Source organism: Sphingomonas mollis (assembly GCF_016427505.1).
GTDB lineage: Bacteria > Pseudomonadota > Alphaproteobacteria > Sphingomonadales > Sphingomonadaceae > Sphingomonas > Sphingomonas mollis.
Genome location: NZ_JAELXS010000018.1, coordinates 1 through 23,353 on the forward strand (window position 1 = coordinate 1; position 23,353 = coordinate 23,353).

The 23,353-nt window shown below is 61.8% G+C and carries 21 protein-coding genes and 1 pseudogene; 10 read left to right on the forward strand and 12 right to left on the reverse strand.

Annotation, left to right across the window (positions count from 1 at the left end):
• The first annotated feature begins 151 nt into the window (after positions 1 to 151).
• The gene (locus JAO74_RS17820) at positions 152 to 319 is read left to right on the forward strand and encodes a hypothetical protein (RefSeq protein ID WP_199041448.1); all 168 of its coding nucleotides are present in this window, start codon (positions 152 to 154) and stop codon (positions 317 to 319) included.
• A gap of 2 nt (positions 320 to 321) precedes the next feature.
• Here JAO74_RS17820 and JAO74_RS17825 read toward each other — a convergent pair whose 3' ends face one another.
• Positions 322 to 519: a hypothetical protein gene (locus tag JAO74_RS17825; protein WP_233151180.1), complete on the reverse strand. Its 198-nt coding sequence runs from the start codon at positions 517 to 519 to the stop codon at positions 322 to 324.
• 861 nt (positions 520 to 1,380) lie between these two features.
• A complete protein-coding gene (locus tag JAO74_RS17830) occupies positions 1,381 to 2,556 on the reverse strand; it encodes a hypothetical protein (protein ID WP_199041451.1) in 1,176 nt (391 codons plus the stop codon).
• Between the two features lie 424 nt (positions 2,557 to 2,980).
• Here JAO74_RS17830 and JAO74_RS17835 point away from each other — a divergent pair, with 424 nt between their 5' ends.
• Genes JAO74_RS17835 through JAO74_RS17845 form a run of 3 tightly spaced genes read left to right on the forward strand, consistent with a single transcriptional unit; the run spans position 2,981 to position 4,920 of the window.
• The gene (locus tag JAO74_RS17835) at positions 2,981 to 4,120 is read left to right on the forward strand and encodes a hypothetical protein (RefSeq protein WP_199041454.1); all 1,140 of its coding nucleotides are present in this window, start codon (positions 2,981 to 2,983) and stop codon (positions 4,118 to 4,120) included.
• Positions 4,110 to 4,730, forward strand: a complete 621-nt coding sequence (locus JAO74_RS17840; protein ID WP_199041457.1) for a hypothetical protein — start codon at positions 4,110 to 4,112, stop codon at positions 4,728 to 4,730. The genes JAO74_RS17835 and JAO74_RS17840 overlap by 11 nt, the downstream gene beginning before the upstream one ends.
• A gap of 37 nt (positions 4,731 to 4,767) precedes the next feature.
• Positions 4,768 to 4,920, forward strand: a complete 153-nt coding sequence (locus JAO74_RS17845) for a hypothetical protein (RefSeq protein WP_233151181.1) — start codon at positions 4,768 to 4,770, stop codon at positions 4,918 to 4,920.
• 58 nt (positions 4,921 to 4,978) lie between these two features.
• Here JAO74_RS17845 and JAO74_RS17850 read toward each other — a convergent pair.
• The 5 genes and pseudogenes from JAO74_RS17850 to JAO74_RS17870 all read right to left on the reverse strand — a co-directional run.
• Positions 4,979 to 5,086, reverse strand: a pseudogene (locus tag JAO74_RS17850) (IS5/IS1182 family transposase); the annotation flags it as partial.
• Positions 5,087 to 5,314: 228 nt separating this feature from the next.
• Positions 5,315 to 5,983: a response regulator gene (locus JAO74_RS17855; RefSeq protein ID WP_199041462.1), complete on the reverse strand. Its 669-nt coding sequence runs from the start codon at positions 5,981 to 5,983 to the stop codon at positions 5,315 to 5,317.
• A 311-nt stretch (positions 5,984 to 6,294) separates the two neighbouring features.
• A complete protein-coding gene (locus tag JAO74_RS17860; RefSeq protein WP_199041464.1) occupies positions 6,295 to 6,633 on the reverse strand; it encodes a hypothetical protein in 339 nt (112 codons plus the stop codon).
• Between the two features lie 2 nt (positions 6,634 to 6,635).
• Positions 6,636 to 7,727, reverse strand: coding sequence for a hypothetical protein (locus tag JAO74_RS17865; RefSeq protein WP_199041467.1), 1,092 nt, complete (start codon positions 7,725 to 7,727; stop codon positions 6,636 to 6,638).
• Positions 7,724 to 9,331: a peroxidase family protein gene (locus JAO74_RS17870; protein WP_199041470.1), complete on the reverse strand. Its 1,608-nt coding sequence runs from the start codon at positions 9,329 to 9,331 to the stop codon at positions 7,724 to 7,726. The genes JAO74_RS17865 and JAO74_RS17870 overlap by 4 nt, the downstream gene beginning before the upstream one ends.
• Positions 9,332 to 9,706: 375 nt before the next feature.
• Here JAO74_RS17870 and JAO74_RS17875 point away from each other — a divergent pair, with 375 nt between their 5' ends.
• Positions 9,707 to 10,759: a DUF2235 domain-containing protein gene (locus JAO74_RS17875; protein ID WP_199041473.1), complete on the forward strand. Its 1,053-nt coding sequence runs from the start codon at positions 9,707 to 9,709 to the stop codon at positions 10,757 to 10,759.
• Between the two features lie 427 nt (positions 10,760 to 11,186).
• Here JAO74_RS17875 and budC read toward each other — a convergent pair whose 3' ends face one another.
• The 3 genes from budC to JAO74_RS17890 all read right to left on the reverse strand — a co-directional run bounded on the left by budC (position 11,187) and on the right by JAO74_RS17890 (position 15,157).
• Positions 11,187 to 11,948 carry a meso-2,3-butanediol dehydrogenase gene (budC, locus tag JAO74_RS17880; protein ID WP_199041476.1) on the reverse strand — a complete coding sequence of 254 codons (762 nt, stop codon included), beginning with the start codon at positions 11,946 to 11,948 and terminating at the stop codon, positions 11,187 to 11,189.
• Positions 11,949 to 12,029: 81 nt separating this feature from the next.
• Positions 12,030 to 13,115, reverse strand: coding sequence for a catalase family protein (locus tag JAO74_RS17885; protein WP_199041479.1), 1,086 nt, complete (start codon positions 13,113 to 13,115; stop codon positions 12,030 to 12,032).
• An 11-nt stretch (positions 13,116 to 13,126) separates the two neighbouring features.
• On the reverse strand, positions 13,127 to 15,157 hold the full coding sequence (locus JAO74_RS17890; protein WP_199041482.1) for an alpha/beta fold hydrolase: 2,031 nt from the start codon (positions 15,155 to 15,157) through the stop codon (positions 13,127 to 13,129).
• Between the two features lie 165 nt (positions 15,158 to 15,322).
• Between JAO74_RS17890 and JAO74_RS17895 the strand changes: the two genes are divergently transcribed.
• From JAO74_RS17895 to JAO74_RS17910, 4 genes are all read left to right on the forward strand, one after another.
• On the forward strand, positions 15,323 to 16,390 hold the full coding sequence (locus tag JAO74_RS17895) for an alpha/beta hydrolase (RefSeq protein ID WP_233151187.1): 1,068 nt from the start codon (positions 15,323 to 15,325) through the stop codon (positions 16,388 to 16,390).
• 16 nt (positions 16,391 to 16,406) lie between these two features.
• A complete protein-coding gene (locus tag JAO74_RS17900; protein WP_233151182.1) occupies positions 16,407 to 16,892 on the forward strand; it encodes a DUF4142 domain-containing protein in 486 nt (161 codons plus the stop codon).
• Between the two features lie 782 nt (positions 16,893 to 17,674).
• Entirely contained in the window at positions 17,675 to 18,778 is a 1,104-nt protein-coding gene (locus JAO74_RS17905; RefSeq protein ID WP_199041485.1) for an alkene reductase, read from the forward strand.
• A gap of 84 nt (positions 18,779 to 18,862) precedes the next feature.
• Positions 18,863 to 19,852 carry an outer membrane protein assembly factor BamB family protein gene (locus JAO74_RS17910; RefSeq protein WP_233151184.1) on the forward strand — a complete coding sequence of 330 codons (990 nt, stop codon included), beginning with the start codon at positions 18,863 to 18,865 and terminating at the stop codon, positions 19,850 to 19,852.
• Positions 19,853 to 19,971: 119 nt separating this feature from the next.
• On the opposite strand, the gene JAO74_RS17915 is transcribed toward JAO74_RS17910, so the two are convergent.
• Positions 19,972 to 20,949, reverse strand: coding sequence for a bifunctional methionine sulfoxide reductase B/A protein (locus JAO74_RS17915; RefSeq protein WP_199041491.1), 978 nt, complete (start codon positions 20,947 to 20,949; stop codon positions 19,972 to 19,974).
• Positions 20,950 to 21,018: 69 nt separating this feature from the next.
• A complete protein-coding gene (locus JAO74_RS17920) occupies positions 21,019 to 21,909 on the reverse strand; it encodes an exonuclease domain-containing protein (RefSeq protein ID WP_199041494.1) in 891 nt (296 codons plus the stop codon).
• Between the two features lie 133 nt (positions 21,910 to 22,042).
• Here JAO74_RS17920 and JAO74_RS17925 point away from each other — a divergent pair, with 133 nt between their 5' ends.
• Positions 22,043 to 23,164: an alpha/beta hydrolase fold domain-containing protein gene (locus JAO74_RS17925; RefSeq protein ID WP_199041497.1), complete on the forward strand. Its 1,122-nt coding sequence runs from the start codon at positions 22,043 to 22,045 to the stop codon at positions 23,162 to 23,164.
• The last annotated feature ends 189 nt before the right edge of the window (positions 23,165 to 23,353 follow it).

Here is a 23,353-nt window from a genome sequence, read left to right on the forward strand (position 1 = left end):
TGGCAGACGAGCGACACGCGGATGAAAACACTGCCGCAACCGACTTTCCGGGCGAGAGCAAACGTGCGGGCAGCACGAGTGGCAATGAAAATTACGGTGGCACAAAAGAGCAGAAGATCGATCCAGCCTCTCCCGAAGCCGGCAAAACCCCATGACCAGCAAAATCGGCAAAATCATCGGCAAAGTGAACGAGGCAGTGGGCGCGATGAAGTCGAACGCTGATGATGCGTCAGTGCGTGAAGACGGCGCGGAGCAGGAAGCGCTGGGCAAAAGGCAGCAGGCGGATATCGAAGGTAGGGAGAAGGCTGACCGTGAGTGATGCTAGAGGCTGATGTTACGCCGTGCCATCTCGGCAAAGGCCATGTCCCCCAGAACCCTGCGCGGCTCAGTCCTGAAGATGTCGGCCAGGTCGAGCAGGTCCTCGTTGCCCAGGTTCGTCAAGGATGCCTCGATGGCGGCAAGGCGTTCCACCGCGGCTTTGCCGGCGTTGGCGATCCTTCTCATTCGTGTCTTCAGCATGCCGCGCACTACCATGAGAGACGATCTCGCGGCAGGGGCATTTACCCGTCAGGCAGGCGCTGCAGAACCGATCTCGCCGTGATCCAGCGCCGTTGATGCTTTGTTTGCGCTGTCCGAACGCGTAACGTGGCGGGATGGACGACGCCCGCACGGTGCTGAAGCTGGCAGATCGCATCGCCAAGGTCGAGGCGGCTCCGGCAGGCAGCGTTCATCGGAGGCGATATCTGCGAGAAGCTGCGATGTTCGCAGAGATAGTACGCCCGCTCGTGCCACCAGCTATGTGGCGGAGAATGGAACGAGAGCTTGCTGAGGCTCGGGTTGATTGAGGATGGCTTTATTCTCCCGATGGATGAGCAGTGGCCACCGGCTAGACTTGTATGCAGACGTTCCACAATTCGGCAAAGTTGGTCAAAATTCGGCGATAAGCAGACCGGCTGCATTTAGGAAAAACTGGTGGAAAGCGGAACGGCCGCTTTCGGGCGTTCGACCGCGTTAAGCTGCCGCTCATTCAGGAAGCGGCGAAGCGGGGCACGTGCGCTCGTTCATGGTGAAAGCGGCCTGTCCGCTTTCGGGTGGTTGTCTGAGAGACCAGTCGCTCCTTCAACCAATAGGAGAAGGACCTTAAAGGTCACAAGTAATGGAGAGCACCCTGTCTGCTTCTTGCCAGCGGTTGCAGTAAGCGGCATTCGTGCATGCGGGGGAGGCAGAGAGGCAAACGCCACCACTTTTTAGACGTGAAACGGCAGCTTATGAAGGGTGATACCCATAATAGCATTTTGTTCAGGCAGTGGAAAGCTTGAACCTATACTTTTGGCGTAAAGCATAAGTTGCTCTTAATCGGCTGCTGCTTAACTCCTTGACTTAACCCGCAAAGTCTAATCCGATTCTTGTCATCGAAATTCCGAGCTTCTGCATGAGATTAAGTGCATACTCGTACCGCAGCTGAGCAACGATCTGCGCGGCTTGTACAACCGAGATGAGCCTGCGCCGGCCCGGTCGGGTGCTCGAGACGCGGAACGCGAACTCGCTGATAAACACGCCCTTCTTCTCGGCGTAGAACGTCCGCCAGATCGGTGCCGAAAAGTCCTTTCCCTGCTCGTTGAAGCAGAAGGCTTGGATCGCGCCAGCGATCTGGAGGAAGACGTAGAGGTTCGTGTTCACGTCGGGGGATTTGCCGTCAGAGACGGGATGCAGCTTGATAGCGACGAAGGGGATTCGATCACCGTAGTTGGCCGTTCGCGCGCTTCCCTGGCCCGGCACCAAATCGCAGGCCGGCGTCAGACAGACCCAATGTTCGTCCTCGACCTCGAAGATGTGACCGGTCGTGAGGTGCCAGCCCTGAGGGGGTTTGCTACAGACGAAGGCGTTGTGTTCGCGCATCGCCTTCTTCTTCGTCTCGGCCTTCGACAGATCGACCGAGAAGCGGACGCGCGCGACGTCGTCGGGTCCGCCAGCCGCCGTCTCCGCCTCGACTAGGCTGGTCGCGAACTTCTCGACGCGCGGCAGGACGATGTTCAGAAGCTGATCCGAATGTCGCGAGACGCTTTCGGCGATCAGCCACCGCCGCTCCTCCCCGCTTGCGCGGAGCAGACGGTCGTACCAGTGGGCCAGCGCATGCTTCCGCTCCAGGGCCGCGCTCTGCGCCACCACCCCGTATTCGTCCATCTCAGCGCGGATTTTGGCCAGGAACAGCCTCGAGGGTTCGGGCTCCCACGCCTCGAGTGCCGTCTGCAGATCGCCCAGGAGGTCGTCGTGATCGCCCTTAGTAGAGAAGGCAATGAAGATCGAGTCCGACTTGATCCAGCGGACGCCGTCGCCGGACCACTGCACCTTGGCGCTGGACTTCGAATTCATGGTCCCCTGGAGCTTGGCCTCGACCCGTCCGAGCTGGTGGCGCAGCACGATCCTGCGCTGCTCGGGGTTCCATCCGGCCGCGTCGGCCAGCGCGGCGAAGTCAGAGTACGGCTGCTGCTTCTTGCCCATTGTGCGGCGATACGTCTCCGGCTGCATCCGGGCGTGCAGGTAATCGCGGAACACGCTCTCGCGTCCCTTGTCTGAGCTAGTCTTGATCCACCATCAGGGCCACATCGAAGGAACGAGCTGTAATTCGAGACCTGAACGTGCTATCGAGACGGCGCTGGATTGCGATCGTCAGCGGTTGAAACTTGAACACCACCTTCGGTGTGAGTGGTTGAGCGTCGATTAGCAAATGGGCCAGCAGTGGGGGACAGGCGTGCTCGGCTCCTCGTTGATCGCTTCGCTTCTGCTCGCCACTTCCCCAGCAGTTCCTCTGTCCGGTGATCCGAGGAGTTCGGGTGTGAAAGCCCCGATGCTGCTTGCGCAACGTCGCGGTGGCATCCGCCGAGGGGGAACATCCCATGTCCCGGCACCCGTTCCACCCTGGCGACGTGGCGCTGAGCAACGCAGGGCGAGCGGAAAACCGCATTCGTTCGATCGAGGCATGGCCCTGACGGCGTTCGCGACGATAATGAAACCGCAGACCAACGAGGTCGCGAAGGCTGAGTTTTATATTACCGAGTTCGGTGGCCGGCCCATCGTACATACGAACTATGCGCCAATTGCAAATATTACGCGGCCATCGCCAGATGATACGTGGTCGCCCTCGTTTGAATTCGGGCCGACGATCGAGGACGCGATTGCCGCAGTGACGGGCTTGCAGGGCCATAAGACCGCATTTGGGCTCGGCACCGTCTTTTCCGGTTCAGAGGGGATCACCCATGACGAGATCACCGTCTCCGACTTCCTCCGGAAAGCCACGTTCATCGTCCAACGATCGGCACTGGGCGAAGATGGCAGGCCGCCGATTGACCTCTCCGGCGCCACCAAAATACGCATCTCTGACGACGATGGTTTGATTCAAACCGGCCCGATCGAAGTGATGGTCGGGGGCAAACCTCCCCCAAAATTGATTGAGCGCTTGAAAGGGTGCTGCTTTAACGGGCAGCCTCCGGGGCGCGGCAAGGATATTCTCGCCCGCCTGCGCGCTCACAAGTTCTCCCCCGCAAACACCAAGGTCGCCTCATTCGTCGTGGATAGCGGCACCACGAATTTCCTGAGCCGTTCCCCAGTGCTGAAGCGGCTGAACGTCGGGGCGCAGGGCGGAACGCCATGGAGGGCGCGGCTCGATAACGCCCTGAGTGAGTCGAGCGGCGGCAACCTCGTGCTCCTCACCCACGTGCTTGGATCGAAGGTGGTCGTGGAGGACGCGACCGGCAAGACGATTTACTCCATTGAACTCGCCGAACTGCAGGCGCTCGCCGTCGCCAAGCGCGTGAAGCTCGTGCTACTAGGTTGCGAGACAGCCGGCCAAGCTGAGCACGCTGACCTCAGCCTCGGCGTGCTCGGGAGGTACAACACTCGGGCCGCGGCCGAACGGATCGAGGTGGCCCTGCGTGACGGACGCGACGGCGACTCGTTCCTGTCGACGCTCTCTGCAAAAGGAATCAAGATCGTGGTCCAGCCTGGCAGCTGGTCGTCCACCGGCGTGGGCGCCACGGTGTTCGCCCGCTCAAGAGAGCAATTCGGCGGCTGGGTGAAGGTCCTCAGGGTGTGGTTCATGGGAGTGGGGCATGGGAGCTGAAGGCCTGCCAAGGATCAACGAGATCACCGCATTCCTGGAGAGCCACGCACCTGACCGGATCGTCAGCCTTGTTGGCAAGCCGCTCACGGCCGAGCTGCTCGCACCGGGCGTCCACGGCGGCGAGCCCGACGCGGCATCAGGTCCGGACGTCCGGGCGGGTCTCGCCGCGCGAGCAGAGGTGCTCGCGGTCGCGCTGGACGTGGCCATCGCGCGATGCGGCCCGGCGGTCGAGAGTATCGCCGTCCGCCTCAGAAAGGCCCGCCGATGGCGGTTCACGTCACTCAGCTTGGGCACGATCGGGGCGTCGAGCGTGATCGGAACGGCATTCACGTCCGCCACGGCGGCTCTCGTCGCCGGCCTGTTTACGCTTATTGCGAACATCGCAGCGTTGTTCACCGACCAGGTGGTACTCGGTGGCCAGTTTAAGGAAGCCGATCTCGCGGCGACCGCGCAGAAGCTGACCAAAGCGAAGGGCATGGCTCAACTGACGAAGGATTTGCTCGGCGCGGTGGCCAGGACCGACTTCGAAGTTGGAGAAATGAGAGTTCTTCTGCAGCAGTCAAACGCTTTGTTCGAGGAGATCAACGATGCACTTCCCACCTCGGCGTAGCTCGACACACTGCCCGGTGGTATTCCTTCTGCTGCTCATGGCAGTTGCATCGTGCGGTGATCATGCCGATCAGCAGGCGGCCAACTACGACATCGAGGTCCAGGACAGTTTGGCACCTCCACCTATTGCCGAGGACTTCAATTTTACCCAGCCAGCGGAAGGCGTTAACCTCACAGAGGTCGGGGAGTGAAACTCGGGCCGCGACCCGAACTGCACGTGATCTGATGTCTGCTTTAGACCCCGGCTCATTACTCGAGCTTGGCTATACGGCGCGTCATCCGCCTTATGGATGAGAAGACCATCCACGCTTCGGAAGACGCGATGGATGCTTCCCAGTCCTTGGCGAGGCGTCGGCATGAACGAATGATCGAAGTCAGGGAGCCAAAAACGCTCTCCGAATGGCCACATGTGGGTCATTATCGTACGCTGATTGAATGGCGGCTTTCTTGGGCTGGCATCTGAAACCCGCCGCTCAGCTGTTGGCCCATTACCGGACGTCAAAGTTCACGATAAATTGATGCAGTGGCCGTCTGGCAATTCAAATGGCCCACGCCCGCACTATCAACACGTAAGTTCAGGCGGGGCTACTTCTTGCTCGAAGCAAGATCGGCGATGGCCGTGTCAAACAGCTCAGCTGGGTTGTTGGTGATCAGCAACACGCCGGCTTCCACCTCCCGACCCCGGTTAGCAGCGGACCAGCTCGCGGAATACACAGCGATCGGAATCCCCATCCGTTTGAGAAGCTCGTGTAGCGCCAGGCCCGCCGTAGAACCCTCTACGTCACGGCCGACGTCCGTGATCGCGAGATCGAACTTGCGCTGCGAAAGGAGCTCGCGCGCATGGGCGTTGTCGTATGCGACGAAGACGCGGACACCCGCTTGCGCAAAGGCATTTTGTAGATAGCCGTTATTTTCGGGATGGTCGTCGACCCACAGGATGGTTCGACCGAGCAGCTCGACGAAATCGTCTTTCGACTGCTGGGCTGCCTTCTTTGCGAGCCTTTCCGACTCGGCTCCCGCGAGCCCACCGTTTGGCGCCTGCTTTTCTGCTGCCTTGCCGAGTGCGTTGCCAATCAGTTTGATCCCTCCCGGTCCGAATTCGAAGTCGGTGCGGGGATCACCAATCCTCGATGAGATAGCTGCGTAAAACATGAATGCAAACACCAGGATGCAAACGGGCCAGATGAGAATTTTACTCAGTCTAAGCCACTGTGGCTCGCCGGATGCGGTCGGCTTATCGGCTGCATGGTTCATCCTACGCCCCCCCTTTCTGTATTTTCGCGCTTACTCTGCTGAGCACGAGCCAGCTTGACCAGAGGTATTCATCTCGCGCCGCAAATCAGCGGGTGTTGCGCTGTCCGGCTCCTGATCTTCAACGCCGGCTGCTTCGATCAAAGGCATATTGGCTGTAGTCCGAAGACGAAGCCAAAAGACGAATGGCAGCTAACTGAACTGCTACCGGTTTCGTGGACACCGATAGAAGGTGCTTGAAACGAAAGACGGCGCTACTTGGGCGGTCGGTTAGAACCATTGAATATCGTTCAACGGGCTGTTTCGCTGAGAGGCTATGAGGGAAGCCTTCGATTGCCCTCTAGAAACGACGCCAGCAAGGCCAGCGCTTGATCGACGCGATCAAGCGCCTCCAAGATTGCGGCCTCGCTGCGTTGATCGCTCGAGGCGAGCCTTCGCGTTGCAGTATCGAGCGCCGCTGCAATCTGGTCCGGGTCTGGGAAATCCTCCGGCAGCGAATTCCAACTGGACTGGTCTCGGGCGATAGACGCAGCGGTGCCCATGGCACCGAGCCAGCGTGAATTTGCTTCTTGTGGAAGGAGTGGCGAGTAGCGGTTCTGAAGGGTGTCCAACAGGCTAGCGAACGCACCGTCGAGATCGGCGAACGATGCCATGGTCAGGCTCCTCTTATCGCGGTCGCAAGGGCGGCAACGCGCGTGAAGGCGGCGACGAGACGCTCTCTGTTCAAACGCGCGACGCGTCGTCGTTCGGATTTGGTGAGGCGGCCTCCCGGCGACAGCAGTCGGCGCAGATCGGCGTCCGTCTCCCTGACCGCATGAAGCGCCTGCAGTACGGCCGGCGCGAACCGAGCTTCAGCCGCCAGCGCGTCTCGCGTAGCGTAAAAGGAGGTCAATGCCGCGCGCCGGTCCGCGCCGCTTGCGGGCGGTGTTCGTTCGATGACGCGCGAGGATACAAAGCCGGCAGCGACCAACCGGAGTCCGGCATCACCGCGACGTGCACGCTCCCAGCCTTGTATCTGCCGCTCTAGCGGATCGACGATAGCGGGCACGATATCGGGCTGTTCAGCGATCGCGGCGCGCAGACGCTTGACCGTGGAAGCCTCTTTGATCAGTCCACCGACGAAGTTAACAAGGTCCGCCGCTGCTTTGACCCGCGGGTCATTCTGCGCAGGCACCGGTCCGCTGCCTGCGCCAGCCAGGGTCGTCTGCGCCGCCTTCGCCAGTGTCAGCGCATCAAGCAAGGGTGCCGCAGGATCCTCCTCTTCGCGGTCTTCAACGGCATTAGCCAACGTCGCGCCATAGGCGCCTAGTGCCTGTGCGAGCCTGAGTGTCGGCTCGAGTTCCGGCGTCAGTGCTGCGGTTGAAAGCCGTCGTGCGCTATCTGGTCGCGGCGTCTTGACGCACAGGGCGCCTAGATCGGGAGCATCCGACCGAAGGTCAGGTTGCGTTCGCACTTCCGGTGCGATCTGGCCACACGCGGGATCGGCGACCACGAGGGCAATCGTCGTCTCCTCTCGCACCTGGTCAACCCGGTCGAGGAACGCCTCGGCCCCCGTTGCTGCGGCAGAGGTGGCGCGTTGGACCATACCGGCATTTTCGATACCAAGTTGATTTCTGGCGCATCCAGACAGGAGGCTGACTGCGACGATCGCCGCTACCGCGCGGGGGAAATTGGCGCGTAATCTAGCCATCACGAGAAAATGCGACGACCTGTATCCGGCCAAGGCTTCCAATTCCTTCGAGATCATGCCAACGCCCACTGCACGAGGTGCTTCAACTCGAACGGCATGCTCTCGTCGGCGGGCGCGATCGGTCGCATCGGTCGCCAGCCAGCCTGATGGATAAAGGAGCTCTGATCGGCGATCAGCAAGCCGAGAAAGGTCTCTAGCACGATAGCGCTGCCAATCGGACCGAGGTGGTGTCCACCGAACATGTCGTCAGCGCCGCGCTGCGTGTGCGGCATCGTTCTGTCGTCACGGTCCTGCCACGTGCCGTACCACTCGGCCTCGCGCAGGATGTAGTACCAAAGGGGCGTGGCACCCGCAAACCTGTCGCGAAGCGGACGGCGGGCCGCCCGGGCGGCGTCCAGCCCCTCGTCGTCGGCGTCGTCATCGAAGCTGGGTGCGTTGCGCGACCCGGCAGACCAAATCTGCTCAGGCGAAAGAAAGGGAAACCGAGCGGCGGCAAACGAGCCGATATGCATTGCTTCTGCGATCTGCTCGGCGGTGGGAAGGCGCAGCCGCGAACCTCGAAGAAGGTTCAGATAGGCCAGGTTTTTTTCGATCGGTTGCCGTTCCGCCAGGTCCGGATTGACGAGATTGGCGAGCGGATCGACCAGAAGAGTGTCGATACGGTAGGCTGGCTGCAGCGTCCCCACGCCCTGCTGCGTCGTCGGTGCCTTGCCTGGCAGATCAAGGAAGTAACCCCAATCAATGCCCCATTCGCCCGGGATCGGTCGAAAGCCACGCAGATCATCCAGTTCCCCGGCACCCGCCTTGAAAATCGGGATGCGTCGCGATTGGTCGGGAGGCGGCGGGGACGCGCTTGGCTGCGCGGTGCCGACCAGCGAGTTCAGAGCATAGGATGGTCGAACCATCGAGTGACCAAACCGATAGGCTGCGGCGGCGAATTCGATCGGCATGTAAGGCCAGTGCGCCAGTTCAGGCTGCTTAGGATAGAGCCTCAAGCTGGGCATGATCCCCGGCTTCACATAGTCGTCGTAAATCTCAGGCTGGCAAATACGCTTTAGATAATCGTGGAGTATGATCCACTGGTAATGCCATCGCGCTAGGCGAGACGCGCGGCGGAACCGCTCCTGTGTGCCAGCGACGCCATTCATCAGTGTCGCGTCGTCTATGATCCGGTTGTGAAACATGACGAAAGCTTGGTGAACCTGCGCGACGATGCTGTTTTCGTCGTTGCGGGGATCGCCGATCAGGGCGACGCCATCCGTATCGCGTCTCTGGTCAAATTGGGTTCGTACAGAACCGGGGCCTGTCTTTGGTGGTTTGCCACCTATCCGCTTGGTACCCTGTCGTAATTTCGCCTTTTCGTCATAGAGTACAAGACCACCTGCAGGGCCGTTGCCATAAACACAGTCAAGGTCCATCGCGGCGGTTCGGAAATTCTCGACGGCCTCCGGGTCGGCCTCCTGCTCGCCAACAGTGGTGCGGTCGAGCGTGAGGTCATGGTCGACGAATTGACCGAAATACGTATAGCCAGCCGGTAGAAGGACGTTCTCGTCGCCATCGGGTGCGTTGTAGAACTGACCAGCATCTTTCTTGACCATCGATAACGCGAGCGCCTCGAGCGCCAACGGGTCAAACTCGGGTCCTTCAAGGTCGGCGAACATTCTACCGAACCGACCGAATGCACCGTCGGCAGCGGCCTGCAGACCGCGATGATGGCCTTGAGAATGCGTCCTTGGCATGGTCTTGTCTCCCCCACGCAATTGCAGCGTTTAGAATCGCAATTGATACCCGCGCAGGAGATTAGCTACGATGAAATCGATCGAAGAAATAACCATCATTTGCTAACAATAGTTATCGGCATGCGATGGCGATAATTTCCGCTGAAAGAAGGAATTTGATTAAGTGTTTGCAAAAACATTTGATTTTGATAATGAATAACTAATGTGGTAATTGATGCGATGCGTAAGCACATATTTTGTAAGTCAGGAAGAGTTACTGACCTTTCAGAACGACTATAGAACGCGGGGAAGCTTGGTATGGCAAAGACGCTGGTGGTCTGTTGCGACGGCACATGGAACACGCCGGATCAGGCCGGCCGTCCCACAAACGTGACCAAGATGGCGCGTGCGATCCTGCCGCGGGCGGCAGATGGTTCCCCACAGCTGGTCTATTATGACAAGGGCGTTGGTACCGGAAATCGACTGGACCGCTTTCTAGGCGGAACCCTTGGCATTGGTCTCGGTGAGAACGTCCAAGATGCCTATCGCTTCCTGGCGCTAAATTACGAGCCGGGCGACCGGCTTGCCATGTTCGGCTTCTCGCGGGGAGCGTTCACCGTCCGAAGCCTCGCTGGTTTGGTCGGCCTTGCCGGTTTGCTGCGAAAGGGCGACCTCGATCGGATGCCAGCCGTTTGGGAATATTACCGCACCAAGCCGGCAGACAGGCGCAATGATTTCCTGGATCAACGATGGATCGAGGATCGACGCCCCGGCGTCGACCTGCTTGGCGTATGGGACACCGTGGGCGCTCTCGGAATACCGGGAAATGTACTTGGCCGTATTGGACGCCGGAGGTACGAATTTCACGACGTCAAACTCGGCAGGACGACGAAGCAGGCCTATCAGGCGCTGGCTGTCGATGAGTTTCGCCGCAGTTTCGTGCCGGCGGTGTGGGACACTAGCAGTATTGGCTCGGATCAGCGGGTGGAGCAGGTCTGGTTTGTCGGTGCGCACTCGAACGTGGGGGGCGGATACCCTGATCCGGTTCTCTCCGATCAAGCCTTCTTATGGATGGTGGCACGCTCAAAGGAGATGCTTTCCTTTGATGAGAATTATCTCAAACGTCGGGTTGAGGTTCTTGCGGATGACAAGACCGGAGGTCTTGCGGTCGACGCGGCGACAGGGAAATGGGCGCTACTGGGCAAGCGACTGCGGGTGATTGGTTCGGATCGAAGCGAAACGGTGCATCCCTCGGTCTTGGCGCGTATGCGCGCCGTCATGTCGGAGAACGATAGCACGCCTCCTTTTGACCCGTTTCCCTACAAGCCCAAGAACGTGGAAGACTATCTTGCCAAATCCACAGCGGGCTAGCGCTTCCGAAGATCGGTATGACACGCAGTCACTAATTGGTCGCTCAACACCACGCGCCCGTCGCTAACAAGGTCTGAATGGCTGCCGGTCTCGTGGACACCGAGCTGAGGTGTTTTGAGACCATAGGGTACGAGTGCAACGGCGGATTTCGGCCGCGAGTTCAAGCTGGGGGCGGTTAAACTGGATCGCGAACGCAGAGTGGCGGTATCGCAGGCAACTGCGTACGCTTTCTACCGCGCGTTCTACCTGCCACGTCCGAGATGAACAAATGGCAGAAGTTGGAAGGCGGGCAGGGGTCTTCCAATGACCGCACTTGGGTCAATTACGGCGACCTAAACCCCATCGGCTCAAGGAATTTTTCCCGTGGTGAATTTGGCACCGTCGACTCCCAAATAGTGGGCGGGCGCAAGGGCCCGCCTCACATCCATCAAGACAGCGGCGGTTGCCCGTTTGAGGCAGTAAGGCCGCCATCGACTGGCAAGTTCACGCCCGTCACAAAATGCGCGTCCTCGCTTGCCAGGAACGCGATCGCGCCCGAGATGTCGGCGGGCTCGGCGCCGCGGCCCAATGGGATGCGCTCTTCGAACTTGGCAATCAGCTCAGGCTGTTCCTTCATCCCCGCAGTCAGCGCGGTGTAGGTCAGCGACGGATTGACCGCATTCACGCGGACGCCGTGCTTCGCCTCGTCCATCGCCAACGCACGGGTGAAGTTGCTCACCGCCCCCTTCGCCGCGCAATAGAAGCTGTGGTTCCAGTCGCCGCCCAGCCCGGAAACCGACGAGACGTTGACAATGCAGCCTTTCGATTGGCGCAGATGGGGGATTGCCGCGCGGCTCATATGAACCACGCCGTACAGGTCGGTCTCGATCACTTTGGTGAATTCGGCAAAGTCGCCCTCATCAACTTTGCCAAGATGATCGACACCGGCGTCATTGACCAGCACATCGATTCGACCAAACCGATCAATCGCAGCCTGGACAAGAGCCTCACATGCGGCGCGGTCGGACACGTCGGTCTCTCGAATCTCGACTGTGCCGTCCAGTTCGCCACCGAGCTTTTCGAGTGCGGCCTTGTCGATGTCGCCTAACACCAGCGTTGCGCCTTCCTCAGCGAAGCGGCGCGCAGCGCCCTCACCGATCCCTGAGGCCGCCCCGGTGATGACGATGACCTTATCGGTAAAGCGCGGCATTATGCGTTTTCCCCATGTTCGTCGTGCTTGCCTTCGACCTTCATGATTGTCCTTTCACTATCGTCAGCACTGGCGTTAAGCTCAAGCCGGAATGTCCTGGATGTTGGGGGTGTTGCCGGCGACGATGCCGTTTTCGCGATGGCGGAAGTCGCTGAGCGCCTGGTAGACCTGCATGCGCGCGCGCATCACGCCGCCGAGCGGGCGATGGACCTCGAGGCTATGGGCCGGGCGGAACGTCATCACCTCGTCGAAATAGCGAACGCGGTCCGGACCATAGGCTGCTTGCCGCGGCAGTCGGATCGTGGCGACGGTGCGATACGGGCTCTCGCTCGCCGGCCAGTCGTCGGAGGTGTCCTCGATGGGCTGCGTCTCGGCATCGGTCCACAGCTGCGCCCGAAGTTCGAATACTGCGTCATTACCCTCGAAGTAATCGACCGCGGCATGGCGGAAGCCATCCTCATCCTGATGAGGGTCGAGCTGCCAATCGACGAGCGCCTGTTGCTCGGCTGCAACGGGAAAGGCCCCGATCTTGGCAACGTGATCGCCAAAGCGCACCGGGCACTGACTGAAATATTCCTCGACCAGTGGGTGGCTGAAGGGGTGGCCATAGAAGTCCAGCGTCGGACTTGGACCGGCGCCAACGGCGTTCAGCACCTTGTTGATGTTGCGAGCGACAGAGGCGGCCGCGCTCTTCACTCCCTCGGGCATGGGAACCGTCAGGCCGATTTTCTTGGCTTGCGAGAGGAAACCTGCAGCGGTGCCCGCTGGGAAGGTTGTTCCACTAGCAAGGACGAAGTCCTGCGTCGGCGCGTCATGGCCGGGCAGCTTCGTGCCCTCGACATCGAACACCTTGATCGACATGCCGCGGTGGGTCGAGACGCGATCTCCGAGCGTCTCACCGGGTCCTTGCGCGAAGCGGACGGCGACATCAAACGTGCCCGGTTCCACGAAGAGGCCCTGTGCGAGTTCGGGCGGCAGCCCAGGCGCAACGATGAGCTTGCCGATCACGCAGGCCGTGCTCTTGGCATGGCTTGCCCGTACCGCGTGCCCGTCGCGCTTCTCGACGGTCTGGCTTTCCTGGGTCATACCCTGGATGATGCCGTCGATGCTCTCCTGTTCGTCGGCTTCTCGTGTTTCGACGTCGGGCGAATAGCGCAGATAGGTCATGGGATGTCCGATCACTTGGCGGATGCGAAGGAGAACAGCTGTGTCTTGATCGACGGGGGTGCGCCGGGCGTGAACCAATTGGTATCCTGGATATGGCTGGCGGTGACGTACATCGTCCCGTCGCGGCCTTCCGAGAAGGTATCGGGCCAGCGCAGGCGACGGTCGGTGAGTACCGTCTCCACATCCGAGCCGTTCAGCCGCTTGATCGAATAATCGGTCGGCGACGTCAGGTAGAGCACACCCGCCTGGCTCATCCACAGGCCATCAGCGACGTGGGTTTGCGCGACCGTCTTGACCGCTGCCGCCCTGTCGGCCTCGCTGACATCCGACCGCAGCTTGGCGGTGTCGATCGAGTAGAGCGTTTTGCCGGTCAGCGCCTGATAGTAGAGCGTCTTGCCATCCTTGGAGATCGCGATGCCATCGGAAGCGAAGGCGGGCTGGCGCCCGTCGGGGCGGACGAGTGGCTTGCCGTCGAGCGTGACCTTCACCGTCTTGTCGATCTGGGTGGAGGGATGCCCATCGAGCGCGCGGTGGCTCTTGCCGCTCTCCAGGTCGACGACGATGATCGCGCCGCGCGTGCCGCTGTCGGTGATGTAGCCGGTCTTGCCGTCGGGCGAGAAGCGGATGTCATTGAGGTAGGTGCCCTGCAATGCCACATCGCCGGGAACCAGGATCGTCTTCGTCACCGTGTTCGACGACAGATCGATGCGAACCAGCTTGGGCGCGCCTTCGAGGATCTTCTCGTTTCCGGGCGCGCCGGGATCGAGCACCCAAAGATTGCCGTGCCCATCGAGGACGATCGACTGCACGCAGACGAAATAGTCGCCGACCGGCAGCTCGTTGGCGCGGGCGTTGCGCCAGCTGTTCCACTTCGCGTCGGGATAGGGGCGTAAGGATCCGTCCTTCATCACCTCGGCAACCGAGATGGGCGCGTCGTCGGTCCAGCGGGGGAAGTTGACGAAGCGCCGGCCATCCTCGGTCACGGCGACGCCGGTCGCCTGATGGTCGAACTGCGCCACCTGGGTCAGCTGTGCGCTGCGTCCTTGGGCATGGGCGACACCGGCTGCGGCAGCGGCGACCAGGCCGATCGCGGCGATCCCGGCGGCATAGGGGGCGGCTTTCTTCATGGACAGGTTCCTATCGGTGACATCGGTGAGTGCGGCGGGGTTGCCTGCGAAGAGGGTAAGGAGGTGGCGCACCACCGCTTGGGGGTTCTCGCGCTGCGGAAAATGGCCGACCCCGGTCATGGTGATGCGCGCGAACGGCCCGGCAAACTTTGTTCGCACGTCCTCCGCGGTCGAGGGCGGGTTCACGCCGTCGGCATCGCCGTGGATGTAGAGCGTCGGCAGAGACAACGTCTTGGTCGCCTTGACCTTGTCCTCCAACCAAGTGCTTCGTGGATCAAGTTCCGCTTCGCCCCAGCGCGCGCGATAGCTGTGGAGCGTCACGTCGACCCAGTCGAGATTGTCGAACGACTGCGCGACACGGTCGAACGTGGCCTCGTCGAACCATCCCGGTGGCGACCAGTTGACCCAATGCAGATGGGTGAACCCGCGTCGGTCTGTACGTACCGCCTCCGCCCCGCGCGCAGTTGCCATGAACCAGTGATACCATTGCCGCTGGGTCTGCTCGAACGGGGGTGTCGGCATGCCGCCGAGCCGGGGCGGGGTCGACAGCATGGCCATCCGCTCCACCCGATCGGGCCAGCCGACCGCCAGGGCCTCGGCCGTGTTCGATCCCCAGTCATGGCCGGCGACCATGAACCGGTCGACCCCCAGCGCGTCGAGCAATGCGATCATGTCCATCGCCAGCATCGCGCTATTGCCGGTCCTTGGCACGTCTGTGTCGCGGAAGCGGGTCATCCCGAAGCCGCGCAGGGTCGGCACGATGACCCGAAAGCCGTTCGCAGCCAGCTCCGGCGCCACCTCATCCCATGTCGAGGCATCGTCCGGCCAGCCATGGATCAACAGCAACGGTTGACCGTCTTCGGGACCGTGTAGCGCAACGTCTACATACAGATCGTCAAGGGTAATGGATGGCATTCAAGATTTCCGCAGCTGTCCGGCCCCCCTTTCAACCGTTGGTCACCAGGGCCGTTCCGCAAAATTGCGAAATGGAAACCCGGAACGATAAATACTTCTCACTGGTTCTAGCCCGGGGTTCTCGAACAGGGTTAGATATTGATGAAGCGACATATTCTCGTGGCGATGACGCTGCTGGGCAGCTCGACAGTGGCCATCGCGCAATCGTCGAGTAACTCGGTGAATGCAGCACCGCCGGCACCGCCGGCGCGCGTTGCAGCAATCCCGCCAAAAGCCGCTGCGGACATGCAAATGGTGCTCGACCAGTTGCCGGTGCTGGGCGCCAAGCCGATCGAAACGCTGACTCCGGTCAAAGCGCGTATTCAGCCCTCGGCCGCCGATGCGACGAAGGCCGTGATGCGCCAGAAGGGCATGTCGACCGCACCCGATCCGGCGGTGACGACGCAGGACCTGCCTTACGGCAGCGATCCGATGCAATTCGCACGCATCTACAAGCCGGCGAACGCGAACTCAGCGCCGATGCCGATCATCGTCTATTATCATGGCGGTGGCTGGGTGATCGCCGACGTCAACACCTATGACGCGGCGCCGCGGCTGCTGGCTAAGCAGCTGAACGCGCTGGTTGTTTCCGTCGAGTACCGGCACGCGCCCGAATTCAAATTTCCCGCGCAGCATGACGACGCCTCGGCGGCTTATAAGTGGGTGCTGCAAAATGCCCAAAGCTGGGGCGGTGACACAAGCAAGCTGGCGCTGGCTGGCGAGAGCGCGGGCGGCAACCTGGCGATCGCGACCGCGATCTACGCTCGCGACAACAACCTGACCAAACCGGTCCATGTCCTGTCGGTCTATCCGATCGCCAACAGCAGCATGACCCTGCCGTCGCGGACCGACTCTGCCAATGCCAAGCCGCTCAATACGGCGATGCTGAAATGGTTCGGTTATTACTACACGAATGCCATGGCCGACATGCAGGATCCCAGGCTGAATCTGGTGGGGGCGAACCTTCGTGGCCTGCCGCCGACGACGATCGTGAACGCCCAGATCGACCCGCTGCGTTCCGATGGCGAGACGCTCGCGGCCGCGATGAAGGTTGCGGGCGACAAAGTCGAGCAGCGGACCTTCCCCGGCGTGACGCATGAGTTCTTCGGCATGGGGACAGTCGTGCGCGGCGCCTATGACGCAAATGCCTACGCTATCGCACGGCTGAAGGCCGCGCTCGGTATCCGTAACTGATTTCGAAGGAACTGCCATGAAGCTTCTGATGATGTCCGCCGCGGTTGCCGTGGTTATGATCGCCGTGCCTGCAACGGCACAGGTGATGACGCCTGACGAGTATGTGATGACGGCGGGCGCGAGCGATCTTTACGAGATCACGTCGAGCCAGGTGCTGCTCGAGACGAGCCAGGATCCCAGGCTGCGCGCGTTTGCGCAGATGATGATTGCCGACCATAGCAAGAGCACCGCCGACGTGAAGGCGGCCGCGGCCCGCGCGCGCGTTAAGGCGGTGCCTGCGAAGCTGACGCCGCTCCAGCAGGAGCTCGTCGCTGAGCTGCGTGCGGAACAGGGGCCGGCGCGCGATGCTGCGTATATCGCGCAGCAGAAGGCTTCGCATGGTCAGGCGCTCAACGTGCAGAAGGCCTATGCGATGGAGGGCACCGCCCCCGCGCTGAAGGCTGCGGCCGCGACCATCGTGCCGGTGGTTGAGCACCACATCATGGAACTGAAGGCGATGTGATCGCGAGGCGGCCGGACCTCGGCCCCTCGCATTGACGGAGGGGCGTGACGGACATTGTCACGCCCCTTTGTTGTATCTGGAATTGGTCAATTACCGGTTTATCGTAACACCGCGCCTTGGTCGGTACGGCGGCAGCACTGCCGTCAGGGTAGTCGCTCAAACGGCGCCTCGAACCGCCTCGAGAGGCTCAAAGCCTGCAGCGGCGACCGCAGGACCCCGTCAGGTCCAGTAGTGGAAAAGGGCCATCCATGAGCGCGCGTTGGGCATGGTGATCGTAAAAGGGGCGCCTTCAGCCGCGTAGCTCAATGCCGACGCAGGTGAAGGCGACCGACAGGACGCCATCACCCGGAGTCTTCGGCGTGAACGATGCCGCATTCCTCCGCTGTCAAGATTAAGGGATGTCAGAAGGGGGGAGCCGAAAACCGACCGCGAATGGCCGGAACCGGGTCGTTGACGAAACGTACAATTGATCCTCTGAGGGCGGGAAGCGTGGCGCGCGATTAGGCGAATGCTCTTCACTTGAGTTCGCGCTTAAAATTCTGGCTGCTCACAATGATGTGCTTCAGTCGCACCGGCTTCGCCATCGACGTAGCGATCGTAATCGCCCCCGATAGCGATGGTCGGCACGGCGATCAGCGAGATGCGGCTCCCGATGCGCGCGAGTTGGATTTACCCTTCCGTCTAAACGAACTGGCCGTGATCTCGAGCGAACGCCGGACCGTTGCGATCGTTCGTCCGTTCAACACCCCTGATCCGCCACCGTCTGATGGACATTACCCCATATGCCCGACCACTCATTGTCTCCCGTGTTGCAGCCGGTACAGATCGGCGCCTTGTCATTGCGCAATCGGATTGTCATGGCGCCGCTCACCCGTAGTCGATCCAGCGACGACGGCGTTCCACCGGCCTTCGCTGCCGATTATTACGCCCAGCGCGCCGATGCCGGACTCATCATGAGCGAGGCAACAAACGTCTCGCCGCAGGCCGTCGGCTATGCGCTGACACCAGGCATCTGGAACGACCGGCAGGTCGAGGCGTGGCGTCCGATCGTAAAGGCCGTGCACGATCGTGGGGGTCTCATCTTCCTCCAGCTCTGGCACACCGGCCGCATCTCGCATCCCGACCTGCAGGGCGGCAATCTACCTGTCGCGCCGTCGGCGATCAGGCCGATAGGACAAGCCTTCACCAAGGATGGGATGAAGGATCATGTCACCCCCCGCGCGCTCGAAACGGACGAGATCCCCCCGATCGTCGAGGATTATCGCTGCGCCGCCGTCAATGCCAAGGCGGCGGGGTTCGACGGGGTGGAGGTCCATTCGGCCAACAATTACCTGCTTGAACAGTTCGTCCGCGACAGCACCAATCAGCGCACCGATCGCTATGGCGGGTCGATCGAAAATCGTCTGCGTTTCCCGCTCGAGGTGGTCGATGCGGTGATCGGCGTTTGGGGCGCCGGGCGCGTCGGCATCCGGCTGTCGCCGGCGACCACGATGCCGGGCGAGACGCCGCTCGACAGCAGGGTCATGGACACCTTCGGCACCTATGTCGATGCGCTGTCGCAGCGTGGACTGCTCTACATCCACGATATCGAGGGTGTGACCCAGCAGACGCGTGAGGCAGATGGCGTCGATTTTCCGGCACTGCGTCGGCGCTTCGACGGAGCCTATATCGCCAACAACCAGTATACACTCGACCTTGCCGAGACGGTGCTGGAGAAAGGCGACGCCGATCTGTTCAGCATGGGGCGCCCGTTCATCGCCAATCCCGACCTCGTCGACCGTCTGCGCATCGGCGCGCCGCTTGCCGAGGCTCCCAAGCAATATTGGTATGGTGGCGGATCGATTGGCTATTCCGACTGGCCGACCATGAATGACAAGCGCGGCTGAAGCCCCGCAGCAACTGAACCGGCATTCGTCCACGGGACGATGGAGACCAAGATGCCACCAATAGATCGTCGACAGGGACTATGGATGCTTGCTGGCGGCGTCGTCGCGGCGACGGCGTTCGGCGCGCGTGCGGTAGCGAAGACCGCGTCATCCGCCCCGATCGGCGGAACGATGGCGCTGGTGGAAAAGGGGGCAGGGCGTGTCGCTTTCTACGCACTACCCAGCGGCTCCCGCCTTGGTACGGTGGCGTTGGGCACGCAGCCGCACGAGATCGTCGCGGATCGCACCGGGCGATATGCCTTCATTGGACATTACGGGGTCGAGAGCTGGAAGGCGCCAGGTTCCGGCGGCAGCAAATTGTGGGTCATCGATCTCGTGCAACGGAGGCTCGACCGGACGATCGACCTTTCGCCATTCGGGCGGCTGCATGCCGTCCGGGTTGATGACCATGGTCGCCTGTACGTTTTGTCCGAGAAGGACAGCATGCTGATCCGCTTCGATGATCCGTTGCGCGACGAAGCCCCGTCACGGCTGATCCCGGCGGGAGGCGCCCGCAGCCATTATCTCGTGGTTCGCCGCGACGGTGCGCGTGCTTATGTCGCCGACACGCTGAGCGGCGCGGTCATCATGCTGAATCCCGAGGATGTGGGGGTGGCGCCGGTGCGCAAGCGGATCGGAACCGCACCCGAAGGCATGACGCTTAGCCGCGACGAGCGAACGCTCTACGTCATCGATCGACCGAGCGGCACGATCCATGCGCTCGACGCCGTGACGCTGGAGGAACGGTTTCAACGGACGATGCGCGGTGAGGCGGTGCGCGTCGTGACGCAGGCAGACGGTCGACTGATCGTGTCGAACGTGGCGGACAGGAGCCTGTCTCGACTTAACCCCGATACGCTCGCCGAAGAGGCACGTCTGCCGCTCGGCACCGCCGCGCCGGGCCTCAACCTCGCTGGCAACACGCTTTACGCCTCAGTCGAAAATGATCAGGTGCTGATCGTCGACCTTCGCACTTGGGAAGTTGCCAGTCGTTTCTCCACAGGTGCGGCGCCGGACGCTGCAGTCGTAGTCTAGTCGCGGTCACAATTAACAATCAGGTGAACGAACGGCGGTTTTGGAGAACACAAGACGGGCACCGAACGTCCTCATCTGTGTCCTACCGCACCGTTTAGGCTCGCTCGATCGGCTTACACTTAGGCGGTGACAGCGTCGCTTCCGACAGCAGGCGTCCGCCGTGGCAGCTTCCATTTCGGCCGGACGAAGTGACACGTGTATCCGTTGGGTCGGCGCTCGAGATAATCCTGATGTTCCGGCTCGGCCTCCCAAAAATCGCCTGCAGGAGACAGCTCGGTTACGACCTTGCCCGGCCAAAGCCCTGACGCCTCGACATCCGCGATCGTTTCCTCGGCGACAGCCTTCTGCACGTCGTTGGTGTAGAAGATCGCCGAGCGGTAGCTCGCGCCGCGGTCATTACCCTGCCGGTTCACCGTCGTCGGGTCGTGGATCTGGAAAAAGAATTCGAGCAACGCGCGGAAGTCTGTGCGGGCGGGATCGAAGACGATCTCGATCGCCTCGGCATGGTTGCCGTGGTGGCGGTACGTCGCGTTCGACACCTCGCCACCTGAATAGCCAACGCGCGTCGAGACGACGCCGGGCAGCTTGCGGATAAGATCCTGCATGCCCCAGAAGCAGCCGCCGGCTAGCACCGCGCGCTGCGTGATCGCAGGCGGCTCCTCAATCTGATTGAGGTAGGCGCCATAGCCCTGAACAGCCATATCGGCCCGCGCCACGAAGCGAAGCGCGGCCGAGTTGATGCAGTAGCGCAAACCACCGCGGTCGCGCGGCCCATCCTTGAAGACGTGACCGAGATGGCTGTCGCCCTGCGCGGAGCGCACTTCCGTACGAGGGATAAGCATCGACCAGTCACGCGTCGCCTTTACGCTGGCGGCATCGATGGGTTTGGTAAAGCTCGGCCATCCGCAGCCAGACTCGTACTTGTCGGCACTGGCGAAGAGCGGCTCGCCCGAAACAATGTCGACATAGATGCCCGCCTGCTTGTTTTTCAGCAATGGGCCGGTGCCTGGACGCTCGGTTCCGTTCTGCTGGGTAACACGGAACTGCTCGGGTGTCAGGGCCGCGACGGCCCCGTCGGTCTTTGCATAGCTGGTCATGATTGACCGGATGTGGTGAGCCGTCTCGCCAGTGTCGAGATCCCGGACGGCCACGGCAACGCCTCGACGTTAGGCGAGAAGCTCCAGAATCTCGCGCTCAGACATGATCCGGATCGCGCGGCCGGACCGTTGCAGTTCCAAGGCATGGCGGAATTGCGCGTCGTACCGCGCGTAGCCGAACGGTTCCTCGCCGATGACCGCTAGGATCGTCGTCGTGCTGCCAACGCCAGCGACGATCCGCGCACCGCTGCCCGCTAGCCGGTGAGCTAGCGGGCCGTTGCGGGGCTGGCCGAGGATCGCCACCCGGTGACCCTTGAGTGGACCGTCCGGCGCGGGCAGTGGCGCCGGAGCGGCGCGCTGCCCTACCGGGGGCATCAGCCACCCTGCGAGCGGTATGCCGGTATGGTCGATAGCCTTGACGACGATCATGCCTGCGGCGCGAGCGTCACTCAGGGCATCGTGATGCCGGAGCGGGATGCCAAGGTGTTTCGACACCACGTTGAGCTTGTGGCTGGGGAGTTCGGGCCAAGCACGCTTCGCGACGCGTACGCTATCGAGCCAGGTCGTCTTGACCATCGTCCGGTCGTGCACGCGGCAGGCCGCCGCCAGCGCACCTTTGTCGAAATAGGAATGCGCAACCGTGGTTCGCCCGGCCAGGTGTCCGTCAACGACCTCATGCACGTCGGCAAAGCACGGCTTGCCTGCGACATGATCGGCGGCGATGCCGTGGATGCGGGTGTTGAAGCTGCTGAAGTGATCGCGCGGATCGACCAGGGTCTCGTACTCGAACGCGACCGTGCCAGCGCGAAAGCCGACGATGCCGATCTGGCAGATGCTGCTGACGCGGGAGCAGGCGGTCTCGACGTCGATTACGACGAAGTCGAGTTCGTCAGCTGCAGCCGGGCCGGCGCCCGACAGGGCGGCCTGGGCAGGGTCATCGGCAGTGGCGTCGCGGAACATAGGAGGGTCATACACCATGGCCGGCGAGGGCCAACGCTATGATTGCCGACCTCCAAATCGGCTGGTGACGGTCCATTCGCGAGAGCATGCTCGTCCTTCGAGATGCTCGACCGATGCCTTCCGATCAAGAAATATGAAGAGCGACCAGTTGCGGCGAACTGATAGGATGGCCGCCTGCGCGGCGATCGGTGCGCTGCCTGGATTAGAGGATGGAATGCGGAGCAGGCGGGAAATTCTCAAGGGTGGTGGTGCTGGTTTCCTGCTCGCCGGCAGTGGGACGCTGTGGACGCAGGCTCCCGTCGCTCAGTTCGCGGACGTCGATCCGGAAATGGTAGATGATCTGCGGTTGCTTCAGGAGATGGTGGTCTCCGCCGATAACCTGACGGCGTTTCGACATCGTCCAGTGGCGCAGCGTGCGCACCCGATGCCGCCACTGCCCCCGGTCGCGACCGCGAGGCTACCCGTCGTCATGGTGCCGGGACTCCCCGGTCAGCCGGCGGTCCGTACCGTTCAATTCGATGGCGCCCCCGGCCGTAAGGATCGGGGCGCGGTGATCTGGTTACATGGCGGAGGCTATGTCGCAGGCGCGGCCGGGATCCCGGTTGACCTGCGACTGGCGGCGCAACGCCGAGGTTGGCTGGTGGTTTCAGTCGAATATCGACTGGCACCCGAAGCAACCGTGGCAAAATCGTCCGCCGACAATTACGCCGCGCTGCGCTGGGTCCACGAAAATGCCGCAACACTTGGTGTTGATCGCTCACGGATCGCGGTCGGTGGTGCAAGTGCGGGCGGGGGTCATGCGGCGATGCTCGCACTCGCCGCCCGGGACCGCGGCGAGGTCAAACTTGCCTATCAGGTGCTAATCTACCCGATGCTCGACGATCGCACCGGCAGCAGTCGCCCGGCTCGACCTGGCACCGGTCAATATGTGTGGACCGCGAAGGCCAACCGCTTTGGCTGGTCGTCGCTGCTCGGCGTGCCAGCTGGCGGGATGCAGGTACCCGTCGGCGTGGTACCGGCACGCCGGTCCGATCTGGGCGGGTTGCCCCCGGCCTTCGTCGGTGTCGGTACGCTCAACCTCTTCCTTGATGAGGATCTCGCTTATGCAGGCGCCTTGCGCGCAGCTGGCGTGCCGGTCGACCTGCTCGTGGTACCTGCGGCGTTCCATGCGTTCGACAGCGCGGCGCCGATGGCACGGGCGTCACAAAATTTCACGCGGAACTGGATTGCGGACCTTGAAAAAGTGCTGACTTAGGGGCGGCGGATAAAACACCTAGCTGGCGCATGGAGGTGCCGCCACTCCGTGAAGAAGGCCATTTGTACCAGCTAGCTGTTCTGGATGCAGAAGATCGGACAGGACGTGGCGGTGCGAGACTGGCGCGCGCGCCGAGCGTCTGACGTACCCCAACCGCTACGCCAGCGGAGATGCAGGCTGACCGCCATC

Bases quoted from the DNA above. Each gene is read 5' to 3' on its own strand.
- JAO74_RS17820 (WP_199041448.1), top strand. From the start codon at position 152: ATGACCAGCAAAATCGGCAAAATCATCGGCAAAGTGAACGAGGCAGTG.
- JAO74_RS17825 (WP_233151180.1), bottom strand. From the start codon at position 519: ATGCTGAAGACACGAATGAGAAGGATCGCCAACGCCGGCAAAGCCGCG.
- JAO74_RS17835 (WP_199041454.1), top strand. From the start codon at position 2,981: ATGGCCCTGACGGCGTTCGCGACGATAATGAAACCGCAGACCAACGAG.
- JAO74_RS17840 (WP_199041457.1), top strand. From the start codon at position 4,110: ATGGGAGCTGAAGGCCTGCCAAGGATCAACGAGATCACCGCATTCCTG.
- JAO74_RS17845 (WP_233151181.1), top strand. From the start codon at position 4,768: ATGGCAGTTGCATCGTGCGGTGATCATGCCGATCAGCAGGCGGCCAAC.
- JAO74_RS17855 (WP_199041462.1), bottom strand. From the start codon at position 5,983: ATGAACCATGCAGCCGATAAGCCGACCGCATCCGGCGAGCCACAGTGG.
- JAO74_RS17860 (WP_199041464.1), bottom strand. From the start codon at position 6,633: ATGGCATCGTTCGCCGATCTCGACGGTGCGTTCGCTAGCCTGTTGGAC.
- JAO74_RS17865 (WP_199041467.1), bottom strand. From the start codon at position 7,727: ATGATCTCGAAGGAATTGGAAGCCTTGGCCGGATACAGGTCGTCGCAT.
- JAO74_RS17870 (WP_199041470.1), bottom strand. From the start codon at position 9,331: ATGTTCGCCGACCTTGAAGGACCCGAGTTTGACCCGTTGGCGCTCGAG.
- JAO74_RS17875 (WP_199041473.1), top strand. From the start codon at position 9,707: ATGGCAAAGACGCTGGTGGTCTGTTGCGACGGCACATGGAACACGCCG.
- budC (WP_199041476.1), bottom strand. From the start codon at position 11,948: ATGCCGCGCTTTACCGATAAGGTCATCGTCATCACCGGGGCGGCCTCA.
- JAO74_RS17885 (WP_199041479.1), bottom strand. From the start codon at position 13,115: ATGACCTATCTGCGCTATTCGCCCGACGTCGAAACACGAGAAGCCGAC.
- JAO74_RS17890 (WP_199041482.1), bottom strand. From the start codon at position 15,157: ATGCCATCCATTACCCTTGACGATCTGTATGTAGACGTTGCGCTACAC.
- JAO74_RS17895 (WP_233151187.1), top strand. From the start codon at position 15,323: ATGACGCTGCTGGGCAGCTCGACAGTGGCCATCGCGCAATCGTCGAGT.
- JAO74_RS17900 (WP_233151182.1), top strand. From the start codon at position 16,407: ATGAAGCTTCTGATGATGTCCGCCGCGGTTGCCGTGGTTATGATCGCC.
- JAO74_RS17905 (WP_199041485.1), top strand. From the start codon at position 17,675: ATGCCCGACCACTCATTGTCTCCCGTGTTGCAGCCGGTACAGATCGGC.
- JAO74_RS17910 (WP_233151184.1), top strand. From the start codon at position 18,863: ATGCTTGCTGGCGGCGTCGTCGCGGCGACGGCGTTCGGCGCGCGTGCG.
- JAO74_RS17915 (WP_199041491.1), bottom strand. From the start codon at position 20,949: ATGACCAGCTATGCAAAGACCGACGGGGCCGTCGCGGCCCTGACACCC.
- JAO74_RS17920 (WP_199041494.1), bottom strand. From the start codon at position 21,909: ATGTTCCGCGACGCCACTGCCGATGACCCTGCCCAGGCCGCCCTGTCG.
- JAO74_RS17925 (WP_199041497.1), top strand. From the start codon at position 22,043: ATGAAGAGCGACCAGTTGCGGCGAACTGATAGGATGGCCGCCTGCGCG.